The organism is Bacteroidota bacterium, from assembly GCA_041658205.1.
Lineage (GTDB): Bacteria > Bacteroidota > Ignavibacteria > UBA10030 > UBA8401 > UBA8401.
The window spans coordinates 703,282-726,147 of the sequence record JBBAAO010000002.1; the positions used below are offsets into that span (position 1 = coordinate 703,282).

The following is a 22,866-nucleotide window of genomic DNA, read 5'->3' on the forward strand; positions in this document are numbered from 1 at the left end:
ATGGCTGTTATTCTTCTTAATATAAACGCATGTGGCGGCAAAGCTTTGCAGAAATGGGAATCAATCGAATCGGAACTCCGAACATTCCTGGGAGAATTTGTAACGATTATTGCAGATGACTATTCAAAGGAAAAACTTGCTCAAGAGATTTCTCATGGCGAAAAATTCTTTATTGCTGCCGGAGGTGATGGTACAGTTAATTTTCTTTTAAACAGTCTGGCCCAATGCACAAACGGAACGTTGGCGAACATATCTATTGGTGCAATCGGCCTTGGATCGAGCAATGACTTTCATAAACCTTTTTTAAAGAACCAGAACATGAGGAACATTCCATGTAAAATAGCACGTGAAACAGCTGAGCTTCGTACAATCGGATCAATAAAGTGGTCTACAGGAAATATATCGGATCAACGATTGTGGATTAATAATGCAAGTGTTGGTGTCACCGCGGAAGCAAATGATCTATTTAATCACCCTGGCAAATTTTTGCATTGGCTAAAACAGGTGCATACTGATACAGCAATTCTGTTTACGGCGGTAAGTACTATTTTGGATTATCAAAATCTCGAAATGATGATATCCGCCAATGGAGCAGTTGCGGAAAATACATTGGTGACAAATCTTGGAGTGATATTCAATCCTCATTTTTCAGGATCATTCCATTATGATACACCACATCTCATTGACAGTGATTTCTTTTTTGTCCATACCATAAAAGATCAACGCATGCTTTCAACGTTACAGATGCTCGTCCATTTGACGAAAGGAAAATTCCAAGGATTACCGCATACCAATACGATTCAAGCATCGCACGTATCTCTTCAATCAAGGAATGAATTTGCTGTTGAGTTTGACGGTGAAACTATTAGAATGAACAATGTAGAATTTACTTTAAAACAAAAGGCGATTAAGATATGCAAGTGATCAATCCAATCCTCGAAAATAATTTGATTGACAGCCTCATTCGATCATTTCCTCGATCAACGCTGCAGTTGAATAAACCGCATGAAAGCGATGCCGAGTTGGTCAGAATTCCGGGCACCGATGCGATTATTGCGATAACAACAGACAGTATTTGTGAAGAGATTGAGCGAGGACTTTATACTGATCCTTACCTGATCGGCTATATGATTATCACTATCAATGTGAGCGACCTTGCCGCTGTTGGAGCTGTTCCAATTGGTTTGGTTCTTAATCACACATTAACTCACAAACTCAGTGACGATTTTTTGGAAAAATTGAATCAAGGAATTACCGATGCGTGTCTCAAATATTCTGTTTCCATTCTTGGTGGTGATACAAATTTTTCAACCAGATTACAAGTAAGTGCAACGGCGATTGGATATTGTTCCACCGATCGAGTATTATCCCGCAAAGGATGTCGTGTTGGAGATATTCTTTTTTCGTCGGGACGATTAGGAAACGGGAATGTATTTGCCTTTCAACAATTAGGAAATGAATCAAAATCAGAAATTGAATATCGGCCGACGGCACGAATTCGGGAAGGAGCCATCGTGTCGAAATATGCCTCGTCCTGTATCGATACCAGCGACGGGTGTATGGCGGCGGTGGATCAGTTAATGAGAGTGAATGCTGTAGGTGCAAAAATTACTACATCGATGAATGATTATCTATCCGAATCATCCATTCAGTTATGCCGCCAGCATTCTCTTCCGGAATGGTATATGCTTGCCGGTCCGCACGGGGAATTTGAGCTTCTCTTTACGATTCCTTCTGTTGCCGTCGAAAAATTTATGGAGCATGCTCATTCTGCAGATTGGCAGCCGATTGTTCTTGGTGTAATGACCGAGGAACAAAAAATAACTCTACAATATCGAAATGATTTCGTGTCATTCAATACGGAACATATCAGAAATATTTGTTTTGGAGATCATGGTGATCTGCACTATTACCTTTCAGAATTTAAAAAATTGGAACAAACACTTGAGGGAGGGATATCATGACTGTAAAAGAATATCAAGGGGGAGAAAATTTTGATCTGCGCGATGTATTGCTTAATGCTCATTCTACGGGTTTGCTGGAGCGTGTAGCATTTTTTCAACATTTTATCAATGATCTTCGCTCAACTGATCAGTTGCTGTACTTGCGGTGTACGAACAGTGCGGCAGATAGATCTGTTGATGTTATCGAAGAAAATACTGATGCTGCCCAACCGATGGTAATGTTTGGCTCAAATAATTATCTCGGTCTTGCAAATCATCCCTATGTAAAAGAGTATGTCAAAACAATCATCGATACGTACGGGATCGGTGTCGGAGGTCCGCCGCTTCTCAACGGTTATTCCATACTCCATCGGACACTCGAGCGCCGTCTTTCTTCGTTCAAAGAGAAAGAAGATGGATTGATTTTTTCATCTGGTTATGCCAGCAATCTGGGTTTAATTTCTGCCCTTGTCAATAAGCGAGATATTGTGATCTATGATAAATTTTGTCATGCATCATTGATCGACGGAATGCAGATGAGTAAATCCATATCATTTCCCTTCGAACACAATAATATTACACACTTAGAATCTCTTCTCCGCGAGCATGAATCTCACACAGGGACAATTTATGTGGTTGTGGAAGGTGTTTATTCGATGGATGGAGATCTTGCTCCGTTAGATAAAATCGTTCCATTGTGTAAAAAATATGGTGCAGTCATTATCCTTGATGATGCGCATGGAACCGGGGTATTCGGCAAGAACGGAAAGGGAACATCAGAATACTTTGGTGTACAGCATGAGATTGATATTATTGTCGGAACGTTTAGTAAAGCATTCGGTGTTGTTGGTGGATTTATTTGTGCATCGAAAGAGATTATTAATTATCTCAGGTACTTTGCACGTTCATATATGTTTTCTGCTTCATTACCACCGCCTATTATCGGAGCAGTATTGGCTGGACTGGATATTCTTGAGCAGAAACCGGAGATCATTCAAAAACTTCACGACAATATTGTGTATGCAAAGCATCTTTTTAAGGGAATTGGATTTCCTATCCCGACAATCTCACCTATCATTGCGCTGAATGCACCGGAAGGAATGAATATCCGTAAAGCGGCCCATCACTTTCACACGAAAGGCATTTTTGTGAATTCGATTGAATATCCCGCTGTTCCCATTCAGCAACAACGGTTTCGAGTCAGCATCATGGCAACGCATACGAAAGAGGATATTGAAAACATGGTTCGGTGTGTCGATGAAGTATGGTGCCTGTATGGTAAAAAAGAAACTACTGTTTTGAACAATCATCATGCTGAAAAAAAGTATGAATAATATTGTTGTAAGAATGTTGATGCGGGAACGTTCGCGAACGTTGATTACCATTGCGGGCACCGGAACGTTGCTTCTCCTGATGCTCTTTCTTGCCGGTATATACGAAGGGGTGAAAAATGGATCAACGGGATTCATTCGTCATTCATCGGCACAAATCTGGGCGTGTCAAAAAAATTCAAATAATTTGCTGCGCAGCTCTTCGTTTCTGAGCAACTCCACGGCAGAAGAATTAGGCGCAGTTTCCGGTGTTAAAAAGGTTGAAGCAATTCTTCGGTTACTTGCGACAGCAGAAATTCATAACAAAAACATCACAGCATTCATCTTTGGGATACCGTTGGAAAGTGAATTAAGCTCTCCTCCAATTGTTCGAGGGAGACCGGTGCCGAATCTTGGAGAGATTATTCTTGACCAATCAATCGTTAAGAAATACAATCTCGATCTTGGCGATACCATCCGGTTGAATGGAGATCCATTCATACTTGCAGGAATCAGTCGCGAAACGAATGCTACTGTTGCGCAATTTTCATTCATTACGTTGACCAATGCAGAACAAATTTTAGGGTTTGAAAGTATCTCGAGCTTCTTTCTCATTTCAGTAGATACGACGATACATGAGAAGAAAGTACTTGATGACCTTAAGCAAAATTATCCCGAGCTTTCATTTTATTCGAAAGAGGAATTTATCGCCAATAATCTCGATGAAATGAAAACCGGGGTTTTGCCCATCCTGTGGACGATTGCATTACTCGGATTCATCACCGGTAGCGCGATTATTTCGTTGTTGTTGTATGCATCGGCACAAGAACACCGGGAAGACTATGCGCTTTTTAAAGCATTGGGTATGTCTCAATCGCGTATTGCTGTTATCGTACTTCGGCAGGCACTTCTTATTTCTTTTGGCGGTTATGTAGTTGCTTTGTGTGGTTATGTGGTCTGTTCTCCTATTCTTTTGGCTTTTGCTCCGGAGATCTCTGTTGATATCAACAGAGAAATGTGCATGGTTTTACTTGGCATCTCACTCTTGTTGGGTTGTATTGGTTCTTTCCTTTCTGTGAACAAATTGTCCAATGTCTATCCGACGGAGGTGTTCCGTGCCTAACGCATTTCCCAACAATATTATTGTTGCTCACAGTCTTTCAAAAATATTTTCCGATAACCTCACCGTGCCGGTAGTGGCTGTTCGCTCGCTCGATCTTGAAATTTCTACGGGCGAATTTATTATTATCAGCGGACCGAATGGAGGAGGGAAGACAACACTGCTGACGCTGCTTGGCTGTATGAGTCGTCCTTCATCCGGATCTGTCTCGATCATCAATACGAATGTCTTGAGTCTTTCACAAAAAGAGCTTTCCCGTTTCCGGATGAAAAATATTGGTTTCATTTTTCAGACATTTCGATTGGTCGATTTCCTTACAGTGCGGCAGAATGTGGAACTCGCCGCTCATATTGCCGGAACGACCGGTCTTGAAGCATCGAACATCGTTTCGTCGCTGATGGATGAAGTCGAAATCTCGCACCGAGCAAATTTTTATCCTCAGCAGCTCAGCGGCGGTGAAAAACAACGGACTGCAATCGCTCGTGCATTGGTGAATAACCCGGCGATAATTCTTGCGGATGAACCGACCGGAAGTCTTGATTCTTCTTCCGGGAAAATAATCATTCGTTTGCTTCGTGAATTATCAAAAGAGCGGAATACAACTGTCATTATTGTCAGTCATGACGAACGGATCTATTCCTATGCGGACAGGGTATTGCGAATGGAAGATGGTGCAATATTGGTGCAGAAAAAATAATATGAGTTCATTTTTAACAAGGATCAATTATTCTTCGGTGAATGAAGACAGTACTTCAGAACTCGCGGCGTTACAGTTGGGATCGAACGACCGCTGCCTCTGTATCACCGGAAGCGGGGCACGTCCGCTCGATTTGCTGACGCAGCCGTTGGGGGAGATCGTTTCAATAGATATGAATCCTTATCAGAATTATCTTCTTGAATTAAAAATAGCGGCGATCCGATTTTTATCGTACGATGGATTTTGCGCATTCATTGGACTTACTCCGTCAGCAAATCGACTGACACTATATTTACAGCTCTGTAAGTTATTAACATCAGATGCGCGTCACTATTGGGATCGGCAACAGAGATTAATTGAAAAAGGGATATTGTATCAAGGATCTTGGGAGCGATACTTCAAGATTCTTGCGACATATCTCTCTCTTACGCGCGAATCATTGCTTCTTCGATTATTTTCTTCGGAATCGGTGCATGAACAAGCAGAAATTTGGGACAGTCAATGGAATAATGTCCATTGGCGAACGTTTCTTCGCTTGGTTTCTTCACGGTGGTGTTGGAAATATATCCTGCAAGATCCTGGATTTTATCGGTATGTGGAGAAAGATTTTTCCATTGCAGACTATATTGCTGCGCGACTAAACGTTAATGCTCATACCATTCATTTTCAAAAAAGCCCCTTTACCAATATTTTATTTTTAGGAAAATTACATCCGAACAGTGATCTGCCCAACCATTTACAAGAGAATCACTACCAACAATTGCAGAAAAATATCGATCGTTTGTCTATCATTTCTGCTCCACTTGGAACGCTTTCTGACCAAAAAGGGATCGGTTGCTTTCATGCATTTTCTATTTCGGACGTTTCATCCTATACAGATCAAGATGCCTATGAACAAATTTGGCGGGCAATGAATGCTGTTTCCGAGAACGGTGCACGGATTTGCGAACGGCAATTTCTCGTAAAACGGGATATTCCTGATATATGCGTAAAATTATTTACTCGTGATGTTGTGCTCGAGTCTCAATTAACAGAACGGGACAGTTCTATTTTTTATACGTTTGTTTGTGCAACGAAAAAGTAATTCTGTGAAAAATGATATCTCAATAGTTCCCTATAGAGTGGAACAAAACGAAGAAGCGCTATTCCTCGAAGCATTGTGCCCTCAGGGGGAAGAGATAATGGTTCGATTTATCCGTCCGACATTTCACAAACGATCGGAAGTATACGAACGTGCGATAATTTTCAGTGCTGTTTGCGAAGGGAAATTGATAGGAATAGCCACCGGTGCCGAAAAAGAACTTTCGCTTCATGGTGAAACGATCCATGCTGCGTATGGGTTCGACCTTCGAGTCCATCCTGCGTTCCGGAAATTTGGTACAGCAAAACGACTGACGGATGCATTCAAGGAATATTTTGGGAATAAAATCAATTGCAATTATACTTATATCGCAGGTCAAAATAAACGTGCGCTGGCACATGTGCGAATGGGAGTTGGATCTCGTGTGGCGATTCCAATGACCTATTTTATTTTTCCGGTTTATAAACCGATGATCCAGACGATGGAGTTTACAGACGTGTCGATGGATGAACTGCATTCGTTATTTCTGAAGAATACTCCCGGCATCGACTTCGTTCCCACAATGAAGCGGGAAAAGATGCATGGGTACATCAGTAGCATTACGGACGGGAATCAAACGGGAACATCCATCTGGACAAATGAAGAGATTCTTGCGGAACAAGTTCTTCGACTCCCGACACGGCTTTCCATGCTGCGATTTGCACAACAACTGTTCTCTCCAATTTTGCGCTTACCCAATATTCCGAAAATTGGTGAAACAATTAAAAGTTGGTTTCTGTTTGATCTCTTTGCGAAGGACGAACATTCTTTGCGACAAATACTTGCAGCAGTTAATGAGCAGGCACTCGATAAAGGGAAAGATTTCCTGTATGTTTTGCTTTACAATAACGATCCATTGACAGCAATGATTAAACAAACAGGCATAAAATATTTTACGATACCATACATCTTTATGGCAAACGGAGATCACATTCCGGGAATACAAGATCGGTTATATGTCGATATCAGAGATCTTTGAAAATTATCAATTGATTTAAGAGAGAGAAAGCATTTCGTTTTTTTATTTTTACGGACTACGAAAACAATAGCCGCATCGGAAACCATCAGACTCCAATTCAAATCCATCAATTGCTATTCCTTCTTGTAAAAAAGTACGAATAGTAAACTTTCTGCATAATCAAATTCCATACTCTACGTAGATACCAATGGAGCATTTCAGCAATGTGGTGAGAGTGTCAGGATAATGTTAGATAATCAGGTAATGATGTTAGTTTTTTTTGAAAAACAAGACTCTTCTATCGTTTATGACAATTTAATTCGCGCGTTTCGAATTTTCATGCCCTCGAAAATACGCTAAAAACGTAATATTTATTTTAAAAACCACGTATTTACGGGATTGCGCAGTTTAGGTAAAGTTGCTTACTTATCACCTATAAATTGAATCCAAAAAAACAGGAATATCAGAAAAGAATACTGAGAAATAGAAACAGATGAGAAGAATAAAAAAATATTTAACGGCATTACATATTACCATTGCAGCACTGTGTGCATTGGGAGCAGCATATATTTCATACATCATACTTGATCCGAACAATCAATTTGGATTTGCTTCGCTGATGTTATGGATGGGGATAAACATCATTCCGACGTTTGTTGGGATGATGTTTACGGGCAGTACCAATGATTCCATCGGAATTGTATTTTATATCACAGTTGCACTGCAATGGTTCATTATTGGCGTATACATCTCTAACCTGATATTAAAACACTGGGAAAAACAATCTTTAACATAGTATACGAATACGATTTATCAATCATATTACATATTACACAGGGGGAACAATGTTCCTAAAATCACTCTTAGTCATCGCACTTTTTTCTTCAATTTTTGTGCTCGACTTAATGTACTTCTTTCCGGTTTTTGCAATCATTCTTTATATCCTGAATTCCATTGAAAAAGATCTGAAGTTGAAAGATCGACGAAATAATGTGACGATATAACGATGAAACTCAGGACCATTCACCATTATCTTAAAAATATTGTAAAATCTCCGGATAATCCGTCCGAGGCGATCGATGCATTTCTTGATGCATATTGGTTGAATCATATTGATTCAGAATCCTCACAGGAAGGTCTTTGGAGTGAAATACGGTTTTTGGCATGCGAATTAAAACTCTTTGATTCTGATCTGGAAAATCGCAAAAAAGGTTTTTTCGGTGCTGCACATGCAATCATCATTACAGAAAGAGTTATTGATCTTATCTCTTCTCAATTAACCTCTAAACCAAAACAACTTACGAAAAAACAAGATTCGCAAAATGTTTTTTCCGAAAATGTTTCATAAAGCCGCATTCCATTTCGCATACGACACCCCGAAAAAATCTTTTTTCATTTTTTAGTTGATCGCAAAAATCTCATCTAAAAATACATGTTGTCTCTCCTAAATCTTTTCTCAATGAAATTTATAAGCGCATCATTCGCTTTTAAAATATTTTCCTTTTTAAAGAGAGTCGTTTAACTCGGACAATTTTGTCGGATTTATCTTTGAGATTGTAACGACACACATCACACTCATTGAAATATTCTGGTTACAGTATTTCAACCCACTTCGAATTTTTGTATTTTTTAGTGCGCAATCGTTGTAAACCATCATATTTAAAAACAAAATGTTAGAATGAAAGATGTTGCACATCAGGTATTCCTCTGGTTTCTGTTTCTTATAGCAAGCGTTACCATCGCCGGTATCGCTCTCCGTAATTTTGATTATTATACGCTCACATTCGAGGAACGACCGTTCCATGAACGGTATGAAGAACTGAAGCCCAGCGGAATGGAAAGCCACGGCTACGGTATCATCGGTTCGTGTATGATTATTTTTGGTGTTTCGATGTATTCCTCGCGCAAACGGATCCGTTCATTGAGGAATGTCGGAAAGATCAAATATTTTCTTGAGTTTCACATCTTTCTTTGTCTGCTTGGCCCTGCTCTCGTTTTGTATCACACAACATTTAAATTCGGCGGCCTGGTTGCTGTTTGTTTTTGGAGTATGACCGCTGTAGCGTTGAGTGGAATAATCGGTCGATATCTCTACGTCCAGATACCAAAAGGAATCCTGGGGGATGAACTGAGTGTGAAGGAGTTAGAAGAAGAAAGTCTTAAACTATACAGAGTGCTAAGCGATGAATTTGGATTGGATCCGGTTGATTTACGAAAGATTGATGCACTCTCAAGTCCGAAACAAACGAAGAGCATTTCGATTGCGTCGCTGTTGACATTTTTCATTGTGAACGACCTCACCAGAAGAGGGAGGCTGAGGCACATCGTCCACCACTTGCATGGAAAATCCGTGGATGTAGTGACGGTAAAAAAAATTACCCGTTTTGCGAACGATCGGATTACACTGCTTCGACGTATTCATTTTTTGGAACAGGTGAAAAATCTATTCCATTATTGGCATGTTATCCACCTTCCCTTCAGCATTATTATGTTTGTGATCTTGTTTATTCATATCGGCGTGGCGGTCACATTCGGTTACACATGGATTTTTTGATATGAAGAAGAATATTGGTTATAGCATTGTACTTGGGTTGGTGTTTTTTGTGGGAGTAGCATTTATTTTGATCCGCAACCGCCATCAAGCTGAGCCCGTGCATTCCGCACCGCTGCAGGAGCAAATCGATAAATTCCCGGATACATCCCCCTCGAAAACAAATGTTGCGCCTGTTTATCAAAAAAAAGTGAATCAACTGAAGGCATCCGTTGAAAAAAATCCTTCAAATATAGCCCACATCGCATCTCTTGCTCGCCTGTTTATGGATGGGCATCAAAATACCGAAGCAATCAAATATTTTGAAAAGGCGCTTTCCCTTCAACCAAAGAACGATTCTTTATTGTTTGACCTTTCTGTCTGTTATTTCAATGAGAAGCAATATGATAAAGCAATGGAAATAACTGAACGTGTGTTACGTTTCAAAAAAGATCATCCGAAGGGACTCTATAACAAAGCAATGATTCTGGCAACAGAGGGAAAAACCGTTGAGGCGGAAAAAATACTAAACCACCTGGTGACAGTAGCACCACAAAGCGATGAAGCGGGTCAAGCAAAAGCACATTTTCTTTCTGCGGGAAAGCAGTGAGAGTGTTAAACCTTTTGAAAATACTATTTTGCAGCATTATTCTTGGTGGAATTGCGACAGCACAGATATCACCCGGGGATCTCTTTAAGGGTCATCAACATCTGGAAGGAATCGATAATTGCACGAAGTGTCATACTGTTGGGAAGACCCTTGCGAATGACCGGTGTCTTGACTGTCACAAAGAAATACAATCTCGTATTTCGGCAAAGAAGGGATTTCATGCATCCATCGGTTCAAAGCAATGTGTAGAGTGCCATAAGGATCACCACGGCCGAGAATTTCAGATCATTCGGTTTGACAAAAAAAGTTTTGATCACTCCGCTGTCGGTTTTGTGTTGGAGGGTAAACATGCAACGGTGGAATGTGAAAAATGTCATACACCGTCTCATATCGTCGCAAAGGATATTCAGGTATTTTCCAACGAGCGGAAAGGAACAACGTTTCTTGGATTATCGAAAGTATGTTCTGCGTGCCATAAGGATGAGCATCGTGGACAATTCAAACAACAGTGTTCTCAATGCCACAATACGGTACACTGGAAACCGGTTACATCGTTTTCCCATGACAAAGCCAAATTTAAATTAGTAGGTGCTCACCTAAATGTAGAATGTGTGCAGTGCCATAAAAAGACATGGGATCACGGAGCGGTAACGCAATTTATCAATTTGGAATTTGCGACCTGCCGATCGTGTCATACCGATCCGCACAAAGGGAAATTCAAACAGGAATGTTCACAATGCCATACGACGAATTCCTGGCACAACTTGAAGGGGGATAAATTTGACCATGCAAAAACGGCATTTCCGCTAAAAGAAAAACATTCACAGTTGAAATGCGAACAGTGCCATGAAAAGAATCCAAAAATAAAAAATGTTGCCGGTGAACTCGGCTTTCATATTACACGATTCAGCAAATGCAGTTATTGTCATGCTGATGCTCATGCGCAACAATTCAGTTCACGGAAGGATGGAGGAGCATGCGAATCATGTCATACAGAAAAAGGATTTCTTCCATCGCAATATAGTATCGTGCAGCATTCACAGAGCAAATTTGCATTAACGGGGAGTCACATCGCAACACCATGCGGTAAATGCCACGTGGAAGGGAAGGTTCATGCAAAGAGCACGCGAAAATTCAAATGGGAAGAGAAAATTCAGTGCACGACGTGTCATAATAATATTCATGGAACGCAATTTGAAAAGAAAATGGTGAATGGATGCGAAACGTGTCACACGAATGAATCGTGGCAATCGTTAAAATTTTCACATGATAAGACGATATTTCCTCTGCGAGGAAAACATGCTTCCGTTGAATGTGCAAAATGTCATAAACCCAAAAACAATATTGTTCAGTTTGTTGGAATTGGCTCTGCATGTTCATCCTGTCATGAAGACAAACATGCCGGACAGTTTGTGAAAAATGGAAAAACTGAATGTGAACGCTGTCATACCGATAAAAGCTGGAAAACGTTACTCTTTGATCATAATACTCAGGCAAGTTTTGCGTTGACCGGGAAACATGCAAATGTTGCTTGTGAAAAATGCCATAAGCCGGTTATGATCAATCAAAAACAGATTACTATATATAAACCTTTAGGAGCAACATGCGTAGATTGTCATCCGGCATAGCCGTAGGTATGATATATGTTGTTGCAATGGTTTTCTGTGCAGCGACAGTATTGTATGGACAAAGTTCGCCGCACGGTCCGTTGAAACAGGCGTGCGTGGACTGCCATTCCACAGAATCCTGGAAAGAGCTTGCCAAACCGATGAAATTCGATCACGCCACGACCGGATTTTCACTGCAAGGGGCGCATATGAATGCACAGTGCCTACAATGCCATACCACAAAACGGTTTGCCGGAACATCAACGGATTGTTTTCAATGTCACACAACGGATTTTACCAAAGCGCTTTCTCCCAATCATCAATTGGGAAAATTTTCACACGACTGTCTTTCGTGCCATACAATGATTGGTTGGAAGCCATCCGTGTTTCAACATTCAAAAACTAATTTTCAATTGATCGGCGCTCATCTCTCCATTGAATGTTCGTCCTGCCACACGAATAACCGGTTTTCTGGATTATCGCAGGATTGTTACGCTTGTCATCAAAAAGACTTTAACCAAACAATAACACCAAATCATCGAACGGCATTATTCTCGCACGATTGTTTGTCATGCCATTCGTTCAATGGCTGGCGTCCGGCAACATTCGATCATAACAAAACTCATTTTCGAATTGCCGGTGCGCACCTTAGTATAGAATGTTCATCATGTCACACAGGTGGAAAGTATAGCACTCTACCGATGGATTGTTACAGCTGTCATACTAAAGACTTTATTCAAACTACTGAGCCAAATCACTCTACTGCTCAATTCTCACATGATTGTATGACATGTCACACCGATGTAAGCTGGAAACCATCGACGTTCGATCACAACAAAACGGAGTTTCGTTTGGGGGGTGCACATCTAACAACAGAATGTGCATTATGCCATGTGAACGGAAAGTTCAAAGGAATAGCGAAGGATTGTTATTTCTGTCATCAAAAAGAATTTGCCAAAACAGTTTCCCCGAATCATACGGTGATGGCTCTTTCCAAAAATTGTTTGGAATGTCACTCGAACACAAGCTGGAAACCTTCCACGTTCGATCACAATAAGACTAATTTCCGTTTGATCGGCTCTCATCAGGCCGTTGACTGCGCTTCCTGTCACGGCAATAAGCAGGCAAAATCCGTTACGGCTGACTGCTTTGGGTGTCATCAACAGGAATTTACCAAAACAGTATTGCCGAATCATTTGCAGTCGCAATTTTCGCACGACTGTTTATTATGTCATACGAGCATTACGTGGAAACCTTCGACGTTTGATCATAACAAGACAAACTTTCAACTGCTCGGAGCACATAAAACAGCAGAATGTTCATCCTGTCATTCCAGCGGGCAGTTCAAGGGATTACCGACGGAGTGTTATCCCTGCCATCAGCAAGATTTTGTTAAGACCACTACACCGAACCATTCGCTTGCACAATTCTCACACGATTGTTTGTCGTGTCATACTTCGGTTGCTTGGAAACCATCGACATTTGATCACAACAAAACGGCGTTTAAATTATTAGGTGCGCATGCTGCTGCAGAATGTTCGTCGTGTCATGCTAGTGGACAATTCAAAGGACTTCCATCCGATTGTTATTCGTGTCACCAATCGGATTATCTCAAAACCACAACACCAAATCATTCGCTTGCTCAGTTCTCACACGATTGCTCAACATGTCACTCGGTTGTTGGGTGGAAACCTTCAACATTCAACCATAGCACAACAACGTTCCCGTTAACGGGAGCACATACAACAACGGACTGTCTCTTCTGCCACAAAAATGGACAATTCAAAGGAACGGCAAGCGATTGTTTTACATGCCACCAATCGGATTTTACTACAACCATTGATCCGAATCATGTCACGGGAAATTTCGATCACAATTGCTTAACGTGTCATACAACTGTCGCATGGAGTCCGGCATCGTTTGATCATAATAAAACAAATTTTGCTCTGACAGGAGCACACAAACAAGTGGAGTGCAGTAAATGCCACGTCGGAGGAAAATTTGCGGGGACACTTTCAACATGCATCTCTTGCCATCAGTTGGACTATAATGCAACAACAAATCCGGCTCATGCAACAGCTCATTATCCCACGGAATGCTTAACATGCCACACAACGACAGCATGGAAGCCATCAACATTTGATCATACTCCGTTCTTCCCGATTAACAGTTCGGCGAAACACAGACCGGGTCGATGGACGACATGTCAAGACTGTCATGAAAATCCGACGAATTTCAAATCGTTCACTTGTATTTCGTGTCACGAACATAATAAGACGAGCATGGACAGTGAGCATCAGGGAAAAACAGGATATGTGTACGAAAGTTCGGCGTGTTATAAGTGTCATCCGCGTGGGAATTGATGGATATGAAAATGGTACACGTCATCAGTTGTATAATGGTCTTTAGTGTATTTGCGTTCGGTCAGCAATCACCGCACGGATTGCTCAAAGAAGAATGTTCAGCGTGTCATGGAACAGCATCATGGAAAGAGCTGGCACAACCGATGCGGTTTAATCATTCAACTACGGCATATCCATTGCGTGGACAGCATCAATCAGCAGAATGTATCGATTGTCATACAACACTTAGATTTGCAGGCACGTTAAAGAATTGTTATTCATGTCATCAGAAAGAATTTCAGTCAACCGCACAGCCAAATCATGTAAGGGCCGGGTTTAGCACGGAATGCGAACGTTGCCATTCGATAGACGCACAATCATGGCGGAATAGTTTTGACCATAATAAAGTGGATTTCCCGTTGCGAGGCGCACATGAAGGCGTTGCTTGTACTCAATGCCATCTGAACGAGACCTTTCGTGGAGTTCCTGTTCAATGTTATGTTTGTCATCAACAAGAATATCTGGCAACCACGGACCCAAATCATCAAACGGCGAAATTTCCGACGAATTGCGAAACGTGTCATCGTGCGCTGACGTGGAAACCAGCATCGTTGTTTCCACATGAATCGTATTTTCCGATTTCATCGGGAAGCACACATCGTCCCGGTCGCTGGAACAATTGCGGGGATTGTCATACGAATTCTGCGAATTATGCACAATTTGAGTGCATTAATTGTCACGAACATAACAAATCATCAATGGATAAAGAACATCTGGGGGAAGTATCAGGTTACGTGTATCAAAGTTCAGCGTGTTATCGTTGTCATCCTCGCGGAGAGGAGGATTGATGTTGCACAAGAAACCTTATACCATAATATTCTGTCTGTGGATTGTATTGATTCTGTCGAATGTATTGGCGCAAGAGAAGATCCGTGCTTCCGTTTCATACATTTCTTCTTCGGTTGTGTACCTGGATGCTGGACGTGATGCCGGATTTGCTGTAGGCGATACTGTGGAGATACAGAAGAACCAAAAGACGATCGCCACAGTTTTGATTACGGCTATTTCTCGGAAATCGTCAGCGGCACAAATACTCGCGAGCGATGGAATTATTGCCGTTGGTGATCAAGGATTAAGCAAAAAAATTATTTCTCTTCAACAACCTTCAACGGTAGTGGACACCACTACTTCGAACGAGAGAGTGCAAACGACCGTTCGCACAACTCCCCAAAGTGCTCCCAGTGTTCAGACTGAAAATATTATTTCCGGAAGGGCTTCGTTACAGTATTCCGGTATGTTGGCGGAAGATTCCCGATTTAATTTGAGTCAGCCCGCGCCGTTACTCCGTCTCAACGTTCGGAATCTTTACGGAACGGGAATGGAATTCTCCATGTATACGCGAACATATTATGATCTTTCAAATAGCTATCAGCGCTTTGGCGGATCATCCCGGTTTAAAACGCGACTGTATGAATTTCAATTGCAAAGGGATCTTCCCGATGCTCAATTTGGATATGGAATCGGCAGGATGACCTCGAGATATGTCGGCGGTATGGGAGTATTTGATGGTGTGCATTTATATGCACGCGAAGGTGGTTTTACTGGCGGCGTTCTGTTTGGTGCAAATGTATTGGAGCAATCGATTGATGTCAATTCGGAAAATACCAAAGAAGCGTTGTTTCTTAATTACCGCGCCGGTAAAGACTTCTCTCAACATTATGACGGAACCGTTGCATATATCCGTCAGCAGGTGAAAGGGAAACTTGACAGAGAATTTATGTACCTTCAACACTATGCTGCATTGAGTTCAAATTTTTCGATCTATGAAAGTTCAGAAATGGATTTGAATGATATCAACAACGGCGTGAAACGTTCTGCATTGAAACTTTCCAACACCTTTCTTTCTGTCAATTATTATCCTGTTCCATGGCTCTCTACAAATGTTGGATACGATGGAACCCGATCCATATACCTTTTTGAAACAATGAAAACAATCTCGGACACACTGTTCGACAGGAACTTTATGCAGGGACTTCGTGCCAATGCAACAGTCCGTCTGCCATATTATATTTCGGTTTCGGCAGGGATAGTATACCGGACGAAAAAAGGAGATGCCAGAGATGCAAAAACATTTGACGGCGCAGTGCGCATGAGCGATATTCTCGGATCGGAAATAAGTGCGGGAGTGCGATATGCACGCATCGTTGGTGTCTATTCTGAAGGAAATAATGTCACATTTGACATTGACAGGACATTCTTCTATTCATTGACGGCCTCACTTCGTTATGACTATTATTCGTATAAGATTCTGACACTTCAACAAGATTATGTTACACAGACGGCGACGGCAAGTGTTAACTACAGGATATCGCGGATGTTTTATTCGTCGCTTTCTGCGGACGGAGTATTCGATACAAACATGAATAGCGTACGTGTGTTCGCCGAAATAGGGATGAGATTTTAAAATGAATGAAACACTGATCACCATTCTTATTACCGTTATTCTTATTTTTGCCACGGTTGTACCGTATGTACGGCGGTTCCGAAAGAAAGAGGAAAAAGCGCGCGAAAAATTTCACCGAATGAAAATCTCCGGTCTTCACGAAGCGCTTACGATGCACCCGCATATAGATGTGATGCAATGTATCGGATGCGGTGTGTGCGTTCGTGCCTGTCCTGAAGGGGAGGTATTAGGTTTGATCGAAGGGAAAGCAACACTTATCCATGGTGCAAAATGTGTTGGTCATGGACTCTGTGCAGAAGCGTGTCCTGTTGGTGGTATTGAATTATTGACAGCCAAACCGGGACGCAGCGCAGATTTGCCGATTCTCGCTGAAAATTTTGAAACGACTGTGAAGGGAATGTTTATCGTCGGTGAACTCGGTGGGATGGGTTTGATTAAGAATGCAATTTCCCAAGGGAAAAAAGTGATTGAACACATCGCAACACTTCCGGCGGCATCGCGTGATGATATGGTAGACGTGGCGATTATTGGTGCCGGTCCGTCTGGCTTAACCGCAGGGCTGACTGCACAAGAAAAAAATCTTCGCTATGTCATCCTTGAACAAGGTGATATTGGAGGAACTATTCTGCAATATCCAAGAGCAAAGGTAGTGATGACAAGTCCGGTTGAACTTCCATTGTGGGGGAAATTAAAGTTCACAGAAGCAAGTAAAGAACAATTGCTCGAGTTGTGGAACGCAGTTATTGAGAAGACCAACTTAAAAGTTGCTATCAATGAAAAGGTAAAGGATATTCGTTCAGTGAATGGTGAATTTATTCTGACATCCACAACAAAGCAGATAACCGCACGGTATGTAGTTCTGGCACTTGGACGACGAGGAACTCCTCGGAAATTGGGTGTTCCGGGAGAAGAGCGTTCCAAAGTAACATATAGACTAATTGATGCTGCAACATATCGTGACGAACATGTTCTGATCGTTGGCGGCGGAGATTCAGCTATCGAAGCTGCGGTAGGATTAGCCTCGCAAAATAACAATACAGTGACATTATCCTATCGGAAGGAAGAATTTACCCGTATTAAAGAACGAAATAAAACTCATATCGATGACTTTGTTTCCCGTAAAAAAATTACGGTCATATTTAATTCGGATGTAAAAGAAATACGGGAAGATTCCGTACTTCTCCAGACACCGGGAGGAGAGCAAGAATTGAAGAATGCTCATGTATTTATTTTTGCCGGCGGAGAACTGCCAAATGAATTCCTTAAAAAGATAGGTATTCAAATGCACACTCAAGTAGTATAAATTCCCTCGGTGATAACTACACTTATCAAATTTTCAAAAACGCCGCTATCAGTTGTCTCAAAAACCCACAATCACTGCCATTGCGAGTCCCGATGTCATTATACTGGGACGAAGTAATCTCGATGTTATTCTTAATATTCTTTGATTGCTTCCTTTCCATATACTTCTACACGATGTTCTCGTTTAAAGTAACTTCAGAATATGCAATGACACATGTTCGTTTGTGAAATTGTTTCCAATCACTTCTGAAAGAACGTTGCATAAGGTGCAGGAAAAAACTATTTTGAAGAAAGTTGTATGATAAATATTTTATGAATCCACCATCTCAAAATCTTTCGGACAGCATTCTGAAAGCAGTCGCATATTTTGATCTTTTCAACTATCCGTTGACGAAAGAACAGATCTTCAATTATCTGCCGCAGAATTCAGTTTACCTTTCCGACGTTAAAAACGAGATAGAGACTCTCGTGAACGATAAAAAATTGCTGCGGGAGAGTTCGCTCGTTTTTTTGCCGGGTAAACAAGAGAACATCGTGCAAAATAGAATGGAAAATGAAGTCCGAGCAAAAAAAATGCTGAACATTGCACGGATGATTGCACGAGTGATAAAAATATTGCCGTTTGTCAGAGGGGTGTTTATTACCGGATCACTCTCGAAGAATGTTGCAGATTCTTCAAGCGATATTGATTTTATGATTATCGCCGCTCCGGACCGCGTGTGGATATGCAGAACAATCTTGACGTCGTTCCGTAAGATTTTCTTGTTGGGCAGATCAAAATATTTTTGCACGAATTTTTATCTTTCTGAGAACCATTATACACATCAAGAAAAAAATATTTATACCGCTGTTGAAGTTGCTACAACCAAAGTGATTTGGAATCAATCTGCTTATAGTGCCTATCAGCAGCAAAATGGTTGGATAAAAGAATATTTACCGAATATCGATATTGTTTCGGATGAAGAATTATTACTTTCCCCATCTCGTTCGATAATACAGAGATTCACGGAAATGATATTGAATATCCTCCCGCTTCACGCCATCAACATCAGATTAATGGAATTTCATAGAACCCACTGGCAAAAAATATTCCGTTCCGTCACAACAGATCAATTGAAATCTATGTTCATGATCTCTCCGGATGTGTCATCGGGCTGGCCTGAGAATTGTCAAGAAGCCATTCTGAAGGAATATCAAAAGAAGCTTACGTCATTAGGAATACAGGAATCGAAATGACCGATGTTCTCTTAACGCATTCATACTTTCTGCATTTTGATCCGAAACAGTCAAAAGCACAGACGCCATATCCGCCGCTCGGGACGTTATATGCCGCAGGATACTTAACATCGAACAATATTACAGTCTCTTTATTTGATACAATGCTGGCCTCATCAGAAACGGAACTTCGGGATGCACTACGGACAATTCAACCGAAGATCCTTGTGATTTACGACGATGATTTTAATTATCTGAATAAGATGTGTCTGACTCGGATGCGTGAAGCAGCATTCGTTATGTCTGCGATTGCTAAGGAATTTAACATTCCCGTTTTTGTACATGGATCAGATGCTGCCGATCAGTCAGAACAATACTTGGATCACAATGCAGATGTGGTGATTATTGGCGAAGGAGAACAGACGTTATTGGAAGTGGTCACTGCGTATTTAACAAACCAAAAATCTCGATTACACGCAATTCAGGGAATTGCTTTTGTATCCTCCAATGGCATAATCAGGACTCAAAAACGTCCGGTGTCACGGAACCTTGATTCACTCCCTTTGCCCGCCTGGAATCTGATTGATATCCATCAATATCAAAATGTTTGGAAAAAACATCACGGTTATTTTTCCGTGAATATGGTAACAACGCGGGGATGTCCATATCACTGCAATTGGTGTGCAAAACCGATTTATGGACAGGTATACAATTCTCGTTCGCCCGAAAATGTTGTCAACGAAATGCTCCATATACAATCAACGCTACATCCGGGTCATATTTGGTTTGCGGATGATATTTTTGGGCTGACGCCAGATTGGGTGCAGCAATTTTCTGTTCTTGTGAACGAACGTAATGTAAAAATACCATTTACCATCCAATCACGTGCCGATTTGTTGCTTCGCGATGATACCGTGGAAGCCTTGGCGCATGCTGGCTGTACCGAAGTTTGGATTGGAGCAGAATCCGGCTCTCAAAAGATTCTCGATGCAATGGAAAAAGGAATTACAGTTCAGCAAATTGCAGAATCTAGAAGATTATTAAAAAAACACGGGATTAACACCTCATTTTTTCTGCAATTCGGATACAGTGGCGAGTTATTTGAAGATATCCAAGCTACTATAGCAATGGTGAAAAATCTTCTTCCAGACAACATTGGTATTTCGGTTTCGTATCCTCTTCCTGGTACAAAATTCTATGAAACGGTGAAGGCAAATATGGGAGAGAAAAAAAACTGGACTGATTCCGACGATCTTGCCATGATGTATCGCGGAACGTATTCGCCGCGCTATTATAGGATGCTTCATCGGTATGTTCACAAAATATTTCGGTACACTCAAGGTGTATCCTTCCTTAAAGAACTTCTATCCATGAAAAGTTCTTTTACAAAACAGAGGCTGAGAAGAATGATGTTGCTTGCCTATTACATCCCTTCGATATTAATAGACGGATTACGTTTACGCCAACTTTCAAAAACATGACAACGCCAAATCCTCTCTTATTCACTAAATCAAATGATAATGCGTCGCATGTCAATGCTGCGTTTTCTGCACAAGCGCCGTTGTTCGACAGTATTCAGAATAATAATATGATGCTGCAATGGATGCGTTCTGTTGTACACAAACATGTTGAAGAATATTTACGACCGGGAGATACGATTCTCGACATTAATGCCGGGACAGGAATCGATGCTGTTCATTTTGCTCAGCAAGGTCATTCAGTCCATGCAATGGATATTGCCGATGGAATGGTGAATGAGATTAAAAGGAAAATCGAAATAAACAAATTGGAAAACCGCATTACCACGGAAGTACGCTCTTTTACCGAAGCGGGAACGTTAGCTCCCAGAACGTTCGATCATATTTTCTCTAATTTTGGCGGATTGAATTGTGTTCAAGACCTTCATCCTGTGGCTGAACAGCTTTGCCAGATTGTAAAACCCAACGGGTTTTTAACGCTGGTAATTATGCCGCCAATTTGTCCGTGGGAACTTGCATACGTTTTTCAGGGGAACACTTCGATGGGATTGCGTCGTCTTCACAAAGGGGGAATCATAGCCCACATCGAAGGAGAATATTTTAGAACATATTATCATTCTGTATCAAATGTAATTCGTAGTTTTGGAGATCGATTCATTGTTCTCAAAATTCGGGGAGTGGCGTCGTTTTCTCCTCCGCCGTACATGGAAAAATTCCCCCAAAAATATCCGCGGTTGTATTCGTTCCTTCAATCGTGCGACGAACGATTTTCAACCCTTGCGCCGTTCAATAGATGCGCAGATCAGTTTATTATCACCATGAAATATCAAGAGAATTGATGGGCATATGAGATTCTCGTTGAAAAGGAAAATTGAAATTTCTCCAAACAATCTAGACCGCCTAATCGTATTGGCGAAAAAAGCGTTGGAAACGAATGACGTCCCAGTCGCTTCGATTCTATTATATGGAGAAGAAATCATTGGCGAAGGATATAATACGGTGTTTCGCAACAATGCGGCGGGGGAACATGCTGAGATTAATGCTGTTTCTGATGCATTATCGAAATTGGGACTTGAAAAATTTTCACGATTGGACCGTAACAGTCTTGTACTGATTTCCACATTTGAGCCCTGTTTGATGTGCATCGGTATGTGTATAAATTACAATATTCGGAATGTCTATTATTTGCAAGAGAAAGATCAGCGCGATGTGGTAAAAGAGAGAAAATTGTTGATGAAATATTATTTCTTTCGCAAGCAGGTGTCACATCATGGTGAACAAATTGCACTATTCCAACTCCATCCCGATTATCCGAGGAGATGAATTATATTTTACCAAACTCATCTTCCACACTATTAAAAATAGAATTTCTTTGTATATTTAGCCCATTAGTATGTCAATCTCATTAAAGAAAAAAATATTTCTTGTCGGCGATCGAATTCTGATTGAGCCGGATAAAGGGCAAGAAAAAACCGCTCATGGTTTGTACCTTCCTCCCGGCGTAAAAGAGAAAGATAAAGTGCAGGCGGGCTATATCATCAAGATTGGTCCGGGATATCCTTTTATCAATCCAAATTATATGGATCAGGAATCGTGGTCCACGCCGAAAGATCCGGTAAAGTATATTCCATTGCAAGCCGAAGAAGGGGATTACGCGTTGTTTCTTCGTGATACAGCAATCGAAATTGAATTCGAGGGGAAACAATATTTGATTGTGCAGCAATCTCATCTATTAATGCTGATCCGGCCGGACACATTGGCGCAGCTGGGACTAAGTGAAGGTTAAGAAAGCATGAGTAGCGACATCCATATTTTTAGCGAAAAAAATCTTCACGCACAATTGCAAACTGCTCCTTTTACGAAAGGATTTTATACCGTTCAATTCTATACATCCGGCGGCTTATTGGCCAAGACGAAAACTGAGCTGCTTTCGGAATTCTATTTGTATCCATCCGGCGGAACGTTGCGCGATAGTAACTTTAATTTAGTCTTTTACGATTCACAGTTCGATACGTACCGCGGTTTTCAGCCGCCTCATTTGAGTAGAAAAGAATAATTGATTCTGGATACGTGATATGAGATCATATTATCCAATCCGACCAAAAAGAACACACGAGCAAAAAGTAATCATCAAATTTTTCAAAAATTCAGGATCTAAATCCAGCACCCA

General features: G+C 41.2%; 22 protein-coding genes. All 22 read left to right on the forward strand.

Features of this window, described 5'->3' with window-relative positions:
- The 22 genes from WDA22_14865 (at position 1) to WDA22_14970 (ending at position 22,752) form a co-directional block, all read left to right on the forward strand.
- Positions 1-924: a diacylglycerol kinase family protein gene (locus WDA22_14865; protein MFA5834756.1), complete on the forward strand. Its 924-nt coding sequence runs from the start codon at positions 1-3 to the stop codon at positions 922-924.
- A complete protein-coding gene (locus tag WDA22_14870) occupies positions 915-1,964 on the forward strand; it encodes a thiamine-phosphate kinase (GenBank protein ID MFA5834757.1) in 1,050 nt (349 codons plus the stop codon). The genes WDA22_14865 and WDA22_14870 overlap by 10 nt, the downstream gene beginning before the upstream one ends.
- A complete protein-coding gene (locus WDA22_14875; protein ID MFA5834758.1) occupies positions 1,961-3,277 on the forward strand; it encodes an aminotransferase class I/II-fold pyridoxal phosphate-dependent enzyme in 1,317 nt (438 codons plus the stop codon). The genes WDA22_14870 and WDA22_14875 overlap by 4 nt, the downstream gene beginning before the upstream one ends.
- On the forward strand, positions 3,270-4,376 hold the full coding sequence (locus WDA22_14880; protein ID MFA5834759.1) for an ABC transporter permease: 1,107 nt from the start codon (positions 3,270-3,272) through the stop codon (positions 4,374-4,376). The genes WDA22_14875 and WDA22_14880 overlap by 8 nt, the downstream gene beginning before the upstream one ends.
- Positions 4,369-5,070 (forward strand): ABC transporter ATP-binding protein, encoded by a 702-nt coding sequence (locus WDA22_14885; GenBank protein MFA5834760.1) that lies wholly within the window; start codon positions 4,369-4,371, stop codon positions 5,068-5,070. Before WDA22_14880 ends, WDA22_14885 begins: the two co-directional genes overlap by 8 nt.
- A 1-nt stretch (position 5,071) precedes the next feature.
- A complete protein-coding gene (locus WDA22_14890; GenBank protein MFA5834761.1) occupies positions 5,072-6,154 on the forward strand; it encodes a DUF3419 family protein in 1,083 nt (360 codons plus the stop codon).
- Positions 6,155-6,158: 4 nt separating this feature from the next.
- The gene (locus WDA22_14895) at positions 6,159-7,169 is read left to right on the forward strand and encodes a GNAT family N-acetyltransferase (GenBank protein MFA5834762.1); all 1,011 of its coding nucleotides are present in this window, start codon (positions 6,159-6,161) and stop codon (positions 7,167-7,169) included.
- A gap of 472 nt (positions 7,170-7,641) precedes the next feature.
- Complete coding sequence (locus WDA22_14900) at positions 7,642-7,944, forward strand: hypothetical protein (GenBank protein ID MFA5834763.1); 303 nt, start codon at positions 7,642-7,644, stop codon at positions 7,942-7,944.
- A 210-nt stretch (positions 7,945-8,154) separates the two neighbouring features.
- Positions 8,155-8,496, forward strand: a complete 342-nt coding sequence (locus tag WDA22_14905; protein MFA5834764.1) for a hypothetical protein — start codon at positions 8,155-8,157, stop codon at positions 8,494-8,496.
- Positions 8,497-8,826: 330 nt separating this feature from the next.
- Entirely contained in the window at positions 8,827-9,702 is an 876-nt protein-coding gene (locus WDA22_14910; GenBank protein ID MFA5834765.1) for a hypothetical protein, read from the forward strand.
- A 1-nt stretch (position 9,703) separates the two neighbouring features.
- Positions 9,704-10,288, forward strand: a complete 585-nt coding sequence (locus WDA22_14915) for a tetratricopeptide repeat protein (GenBank protein ID MFA5834766.1) — start codon at positions 9,704-9,706, stop codon at positions 10,286-10,288.
- Between the two features lie 2 nt (positions 10,289-10,290).
- Entirely contained in the window at positions 10,291-11,916 is a 1,626-nt protein-coding gene (locus WDA22_14920; protein ID MFA5834767.1) for a cytochrome C, read from the forward strand.
- Positions 11,892-14,258: a hypothetical protein gene (locus WDA22_14925; GenBank protein ID MFA5834768.1), complete on the forward strand. Its 2,367-nt coding sequence runs from the start codon at positions 11,892-11,894 to the stop codon at positions 14,256-14,258. Before WDA22_14920 ends, WDA22_14925 begins: the two co-directional genes overlap by 25 nt.
- Positions 14,259-14,263: 5 nt before the next feature.
- The gene (locus tag WDA22_14930; protein MFA5834769.1) at positions 14,264-15,085 is read left to right on the forward strand and encodes a hypothetical protein; all 822 of its coding nucleotides are present in this window, start codon (positions 14,264-14,266) and stop codon (positions 15,083-15,085) included.
- A complete protein-coding gene (locus WDA22_14935; GenBank protein ID MFA5834770.1) occupies positions 15,085-16,701 on the forward strand; it encodes a hypothetical protein in 1,617 nt (538 codons plus the stop codon). The genes WDA22_14930 and WDA22_14935 overlap by 1 nt, the downstream gene beginning before the upstream one ends.
- Position 16,702: 1 nt before the next feature.
- Positions 16,703-18,004 carry an NAD(P)-binding domain-containing protein gene (locus tag WDA22_14940; protein ID MFA5834771.1) on the forward strand — a complete coding sequence of 434 codons (1,302 nt, stop codon included), beginning with the start codon at positions 16,703-16,705 and terminating at the stop codon, positions 18,002-18,004.
- Positions 18,005-18,315: 311 nt separating this feature from the next.
- Positions 18,316-19,239, forward strand: a complete 924-nt coding sequence (locus WDA22_14945; GenBank protein MFA5834772.1) for a hypothetical protein — start codon at positions 18,316-18,318, stop codon at positions 19,237-19,239.
- Complete coding sequence (locus WDA22_14950) at positions 19,236-20,699, forward strand: radical SAM protein (GenBank protein MFA5834773.1); 1,464 nt, start codon at positions 19,236-19,238, stop codon at positions 20,697-20,699. The genes WDA22_14945 and WDA22_14950 overlap by 4 nt, the downstream gene beginning before the upstream one ends.
- Positions 20,696-21,535, forward strand: a complete 840-nt coding sequence (locus WDA22_14955) for a class I SAM-dependent methyltransferase (GenBank protein MFA5834774.1) — start codon at positions 20,696-20,698, stop codon at positions 21,533-21,535. Before WDA22_14950 ends, WDA22_14955 begins: the two co-directional genes overlap by 4 nt.
- Positions 21,536-21,554: 19 nt before the next feature.
- Positions 21,555-22,019, forward strand: coding sequence for a nucleoside deaminase (locus WDA22_14960; GenBank protein MFA5834775.1), 465 nt, complete (start codon positions 21,555-21,557; stop codon positions 22,017-22,019).
- A 70-nt stretch (positions 22,020-22,089) separates the two neighbouring features.
- Positions 22,090-22,482 carry a co-chaperone GroES family protein gene (locus WDA22_14965; GenBank protein ID MFA5834776.1) on the forward strand — a complete coding sequence of 131 codons (393 nt, stop codon included), beginning with the start codon at positions 22,090-22,092 and terminating at the stop codon, positions 22,480-22,482.
- A 6-nt stretch (positions 22,483-22,488) separates the two neighbouring features.
- The gene (locus WDA22_14970; protein MFA5834777.1) at positions 22,489-22,752 is read left to right on the forward strand and encodes a hypothetical protein; all 264 of its coding nucleotides are present in this window, start codon (positions 22,489-22,491) and stop codon (positions 22,750-22,752) included.
- Positions 22,753-22,866 lie beyond the last annotated feature (114 nt).

What these genes read in the sequence shown, in the direction of transcription:
- WDA22_14940 (MFA5834771.1), top strand. Translation starts at nt 16,703, where the DNA reads ATGAATGAAACACTGATCACCATTCTTATTACCGTTATTCTTATTTTT.
- WDA22_14910 (MFA5834765.1), top strand. Translation starts at nt 8,827, where the DNA reads ATGAAAGATGTTGCACATCAGGTATTCCTCTGGTTTCTGTTTCTTATA.
- WDA22_14945 (MFA5834772.1), top strand. Translation starts at nt 18,316, where the DNA reads ATGAATCCACCATCTCAAAATCTTTCGGACAGCATTCTGAAAGCAGTC.
- WDA22_14970 (MFA5834777.1), top strand. Translation starts at nt 22,489, where the DNA reads ATGAGTAGCGACATCCATATTTTTAGCGAAAAAAATCTTCACGCACAA.
- WDA22_14955 (MFA5834774.1), top strand. Translation starts at nt 20,696, where the DNA reads ATGACAACGCCAAATCCTCTCTTATTCACTAAATCAAATGATAATGCG.
- WDA22_14870 (MFA5834757.1), top strand. Translation starts at nt 915, where the DNA reads ATGCAAGTGATCAATCCAATCCTCGAAAATAATTTGATTGACAGCCTC.
- WDA22_14865 (MFA5834756.1), top strand. Translation starts at nt 1, where the DNA reads ATGGCTGTTATTCTTCTTAATATAAACGCATGTGGCGGCAAAGCTTTG.
- WDA22_14890 (MFA5834761.1), top strand. Translation starts at nt 5,072, where the DNA reads ATGAGTTCATTTTTAACAAGGATCAATTATTCTTCGGTGAATGAAGAC.
- WDA22_14930 (MFA5834769.1), top strand. Translation starts at nt 14,264, where the DNA reads ATGAAAATGGTACACGTCATCAGTTGTATAATGGTCTTTAGTGTATTT.
- WDA22_14905 (MFA5834764.1), top strand. Translation starts at nt 8,155, where the DNA reads ATGAAACTCAGGACCATTCACCATTATCTTAAAAATATTGTAAAATCT.
- WDA22_14900 (MFA5834763.1), top strand. Translation starts at nt 7,642, where the DNA reads ATGAGAAGAATAAAAAAATATTTAACGGCATTACATATTACCATTGCA.
- WDA22_14880 (MFA5834759.1), top strand. Translation starts at nt 3,270, where the DNA reads ATGAATAATATTGTTGTAAGAATGTTGATGCGGGAACGTTCGCGAACG.
- WDA22_14965 (MFA5834776.1), top strand. Translation starts at nt 22,090, where the DNA reads ATGTCAATCTCATTAAAGAAAAAAATATTTCTTGTCGGCGATCGAATT.
- WDA22_14875 (MFA5834758.1), top strand. Translation starts at nt 1,961, where the DNA reads ATGACTGTAAAAGAATATCAAGGGGGAGAAAATTTTGATCTGCGCGAT.
- WDA22_14950 (MFA5834773.1), top strand. Translation starts at nt 19,236, where the DNA reads ATGACCGATGTTCTCTTAACGCATTCATACTTTCTGCATTTTGATCCG.
- WDA22_14935 (MFA5834770.1), top strand. Translation starts at nt 15,085, where the DNA reads ATGTTGCACAAGAAACCTTATACCATAATATTCTGTCTGTGGATTGTA.
- WDA22_14915 (MFA5834766.1), top strand. Translation starts at nt 9,704, where the DNA reads ATGAAGAAGAATATTGGTTATAGCATTGTACTTGGGTTGGTGTTTTTT.
- WDA22_14925 (MFA5834768.1), top strand. Translation starts at nt 11,892, where the DNA reads ATGCGTAGATTGTCATCCGGCATAGCCGTAGGTATGATATATGTTGTT.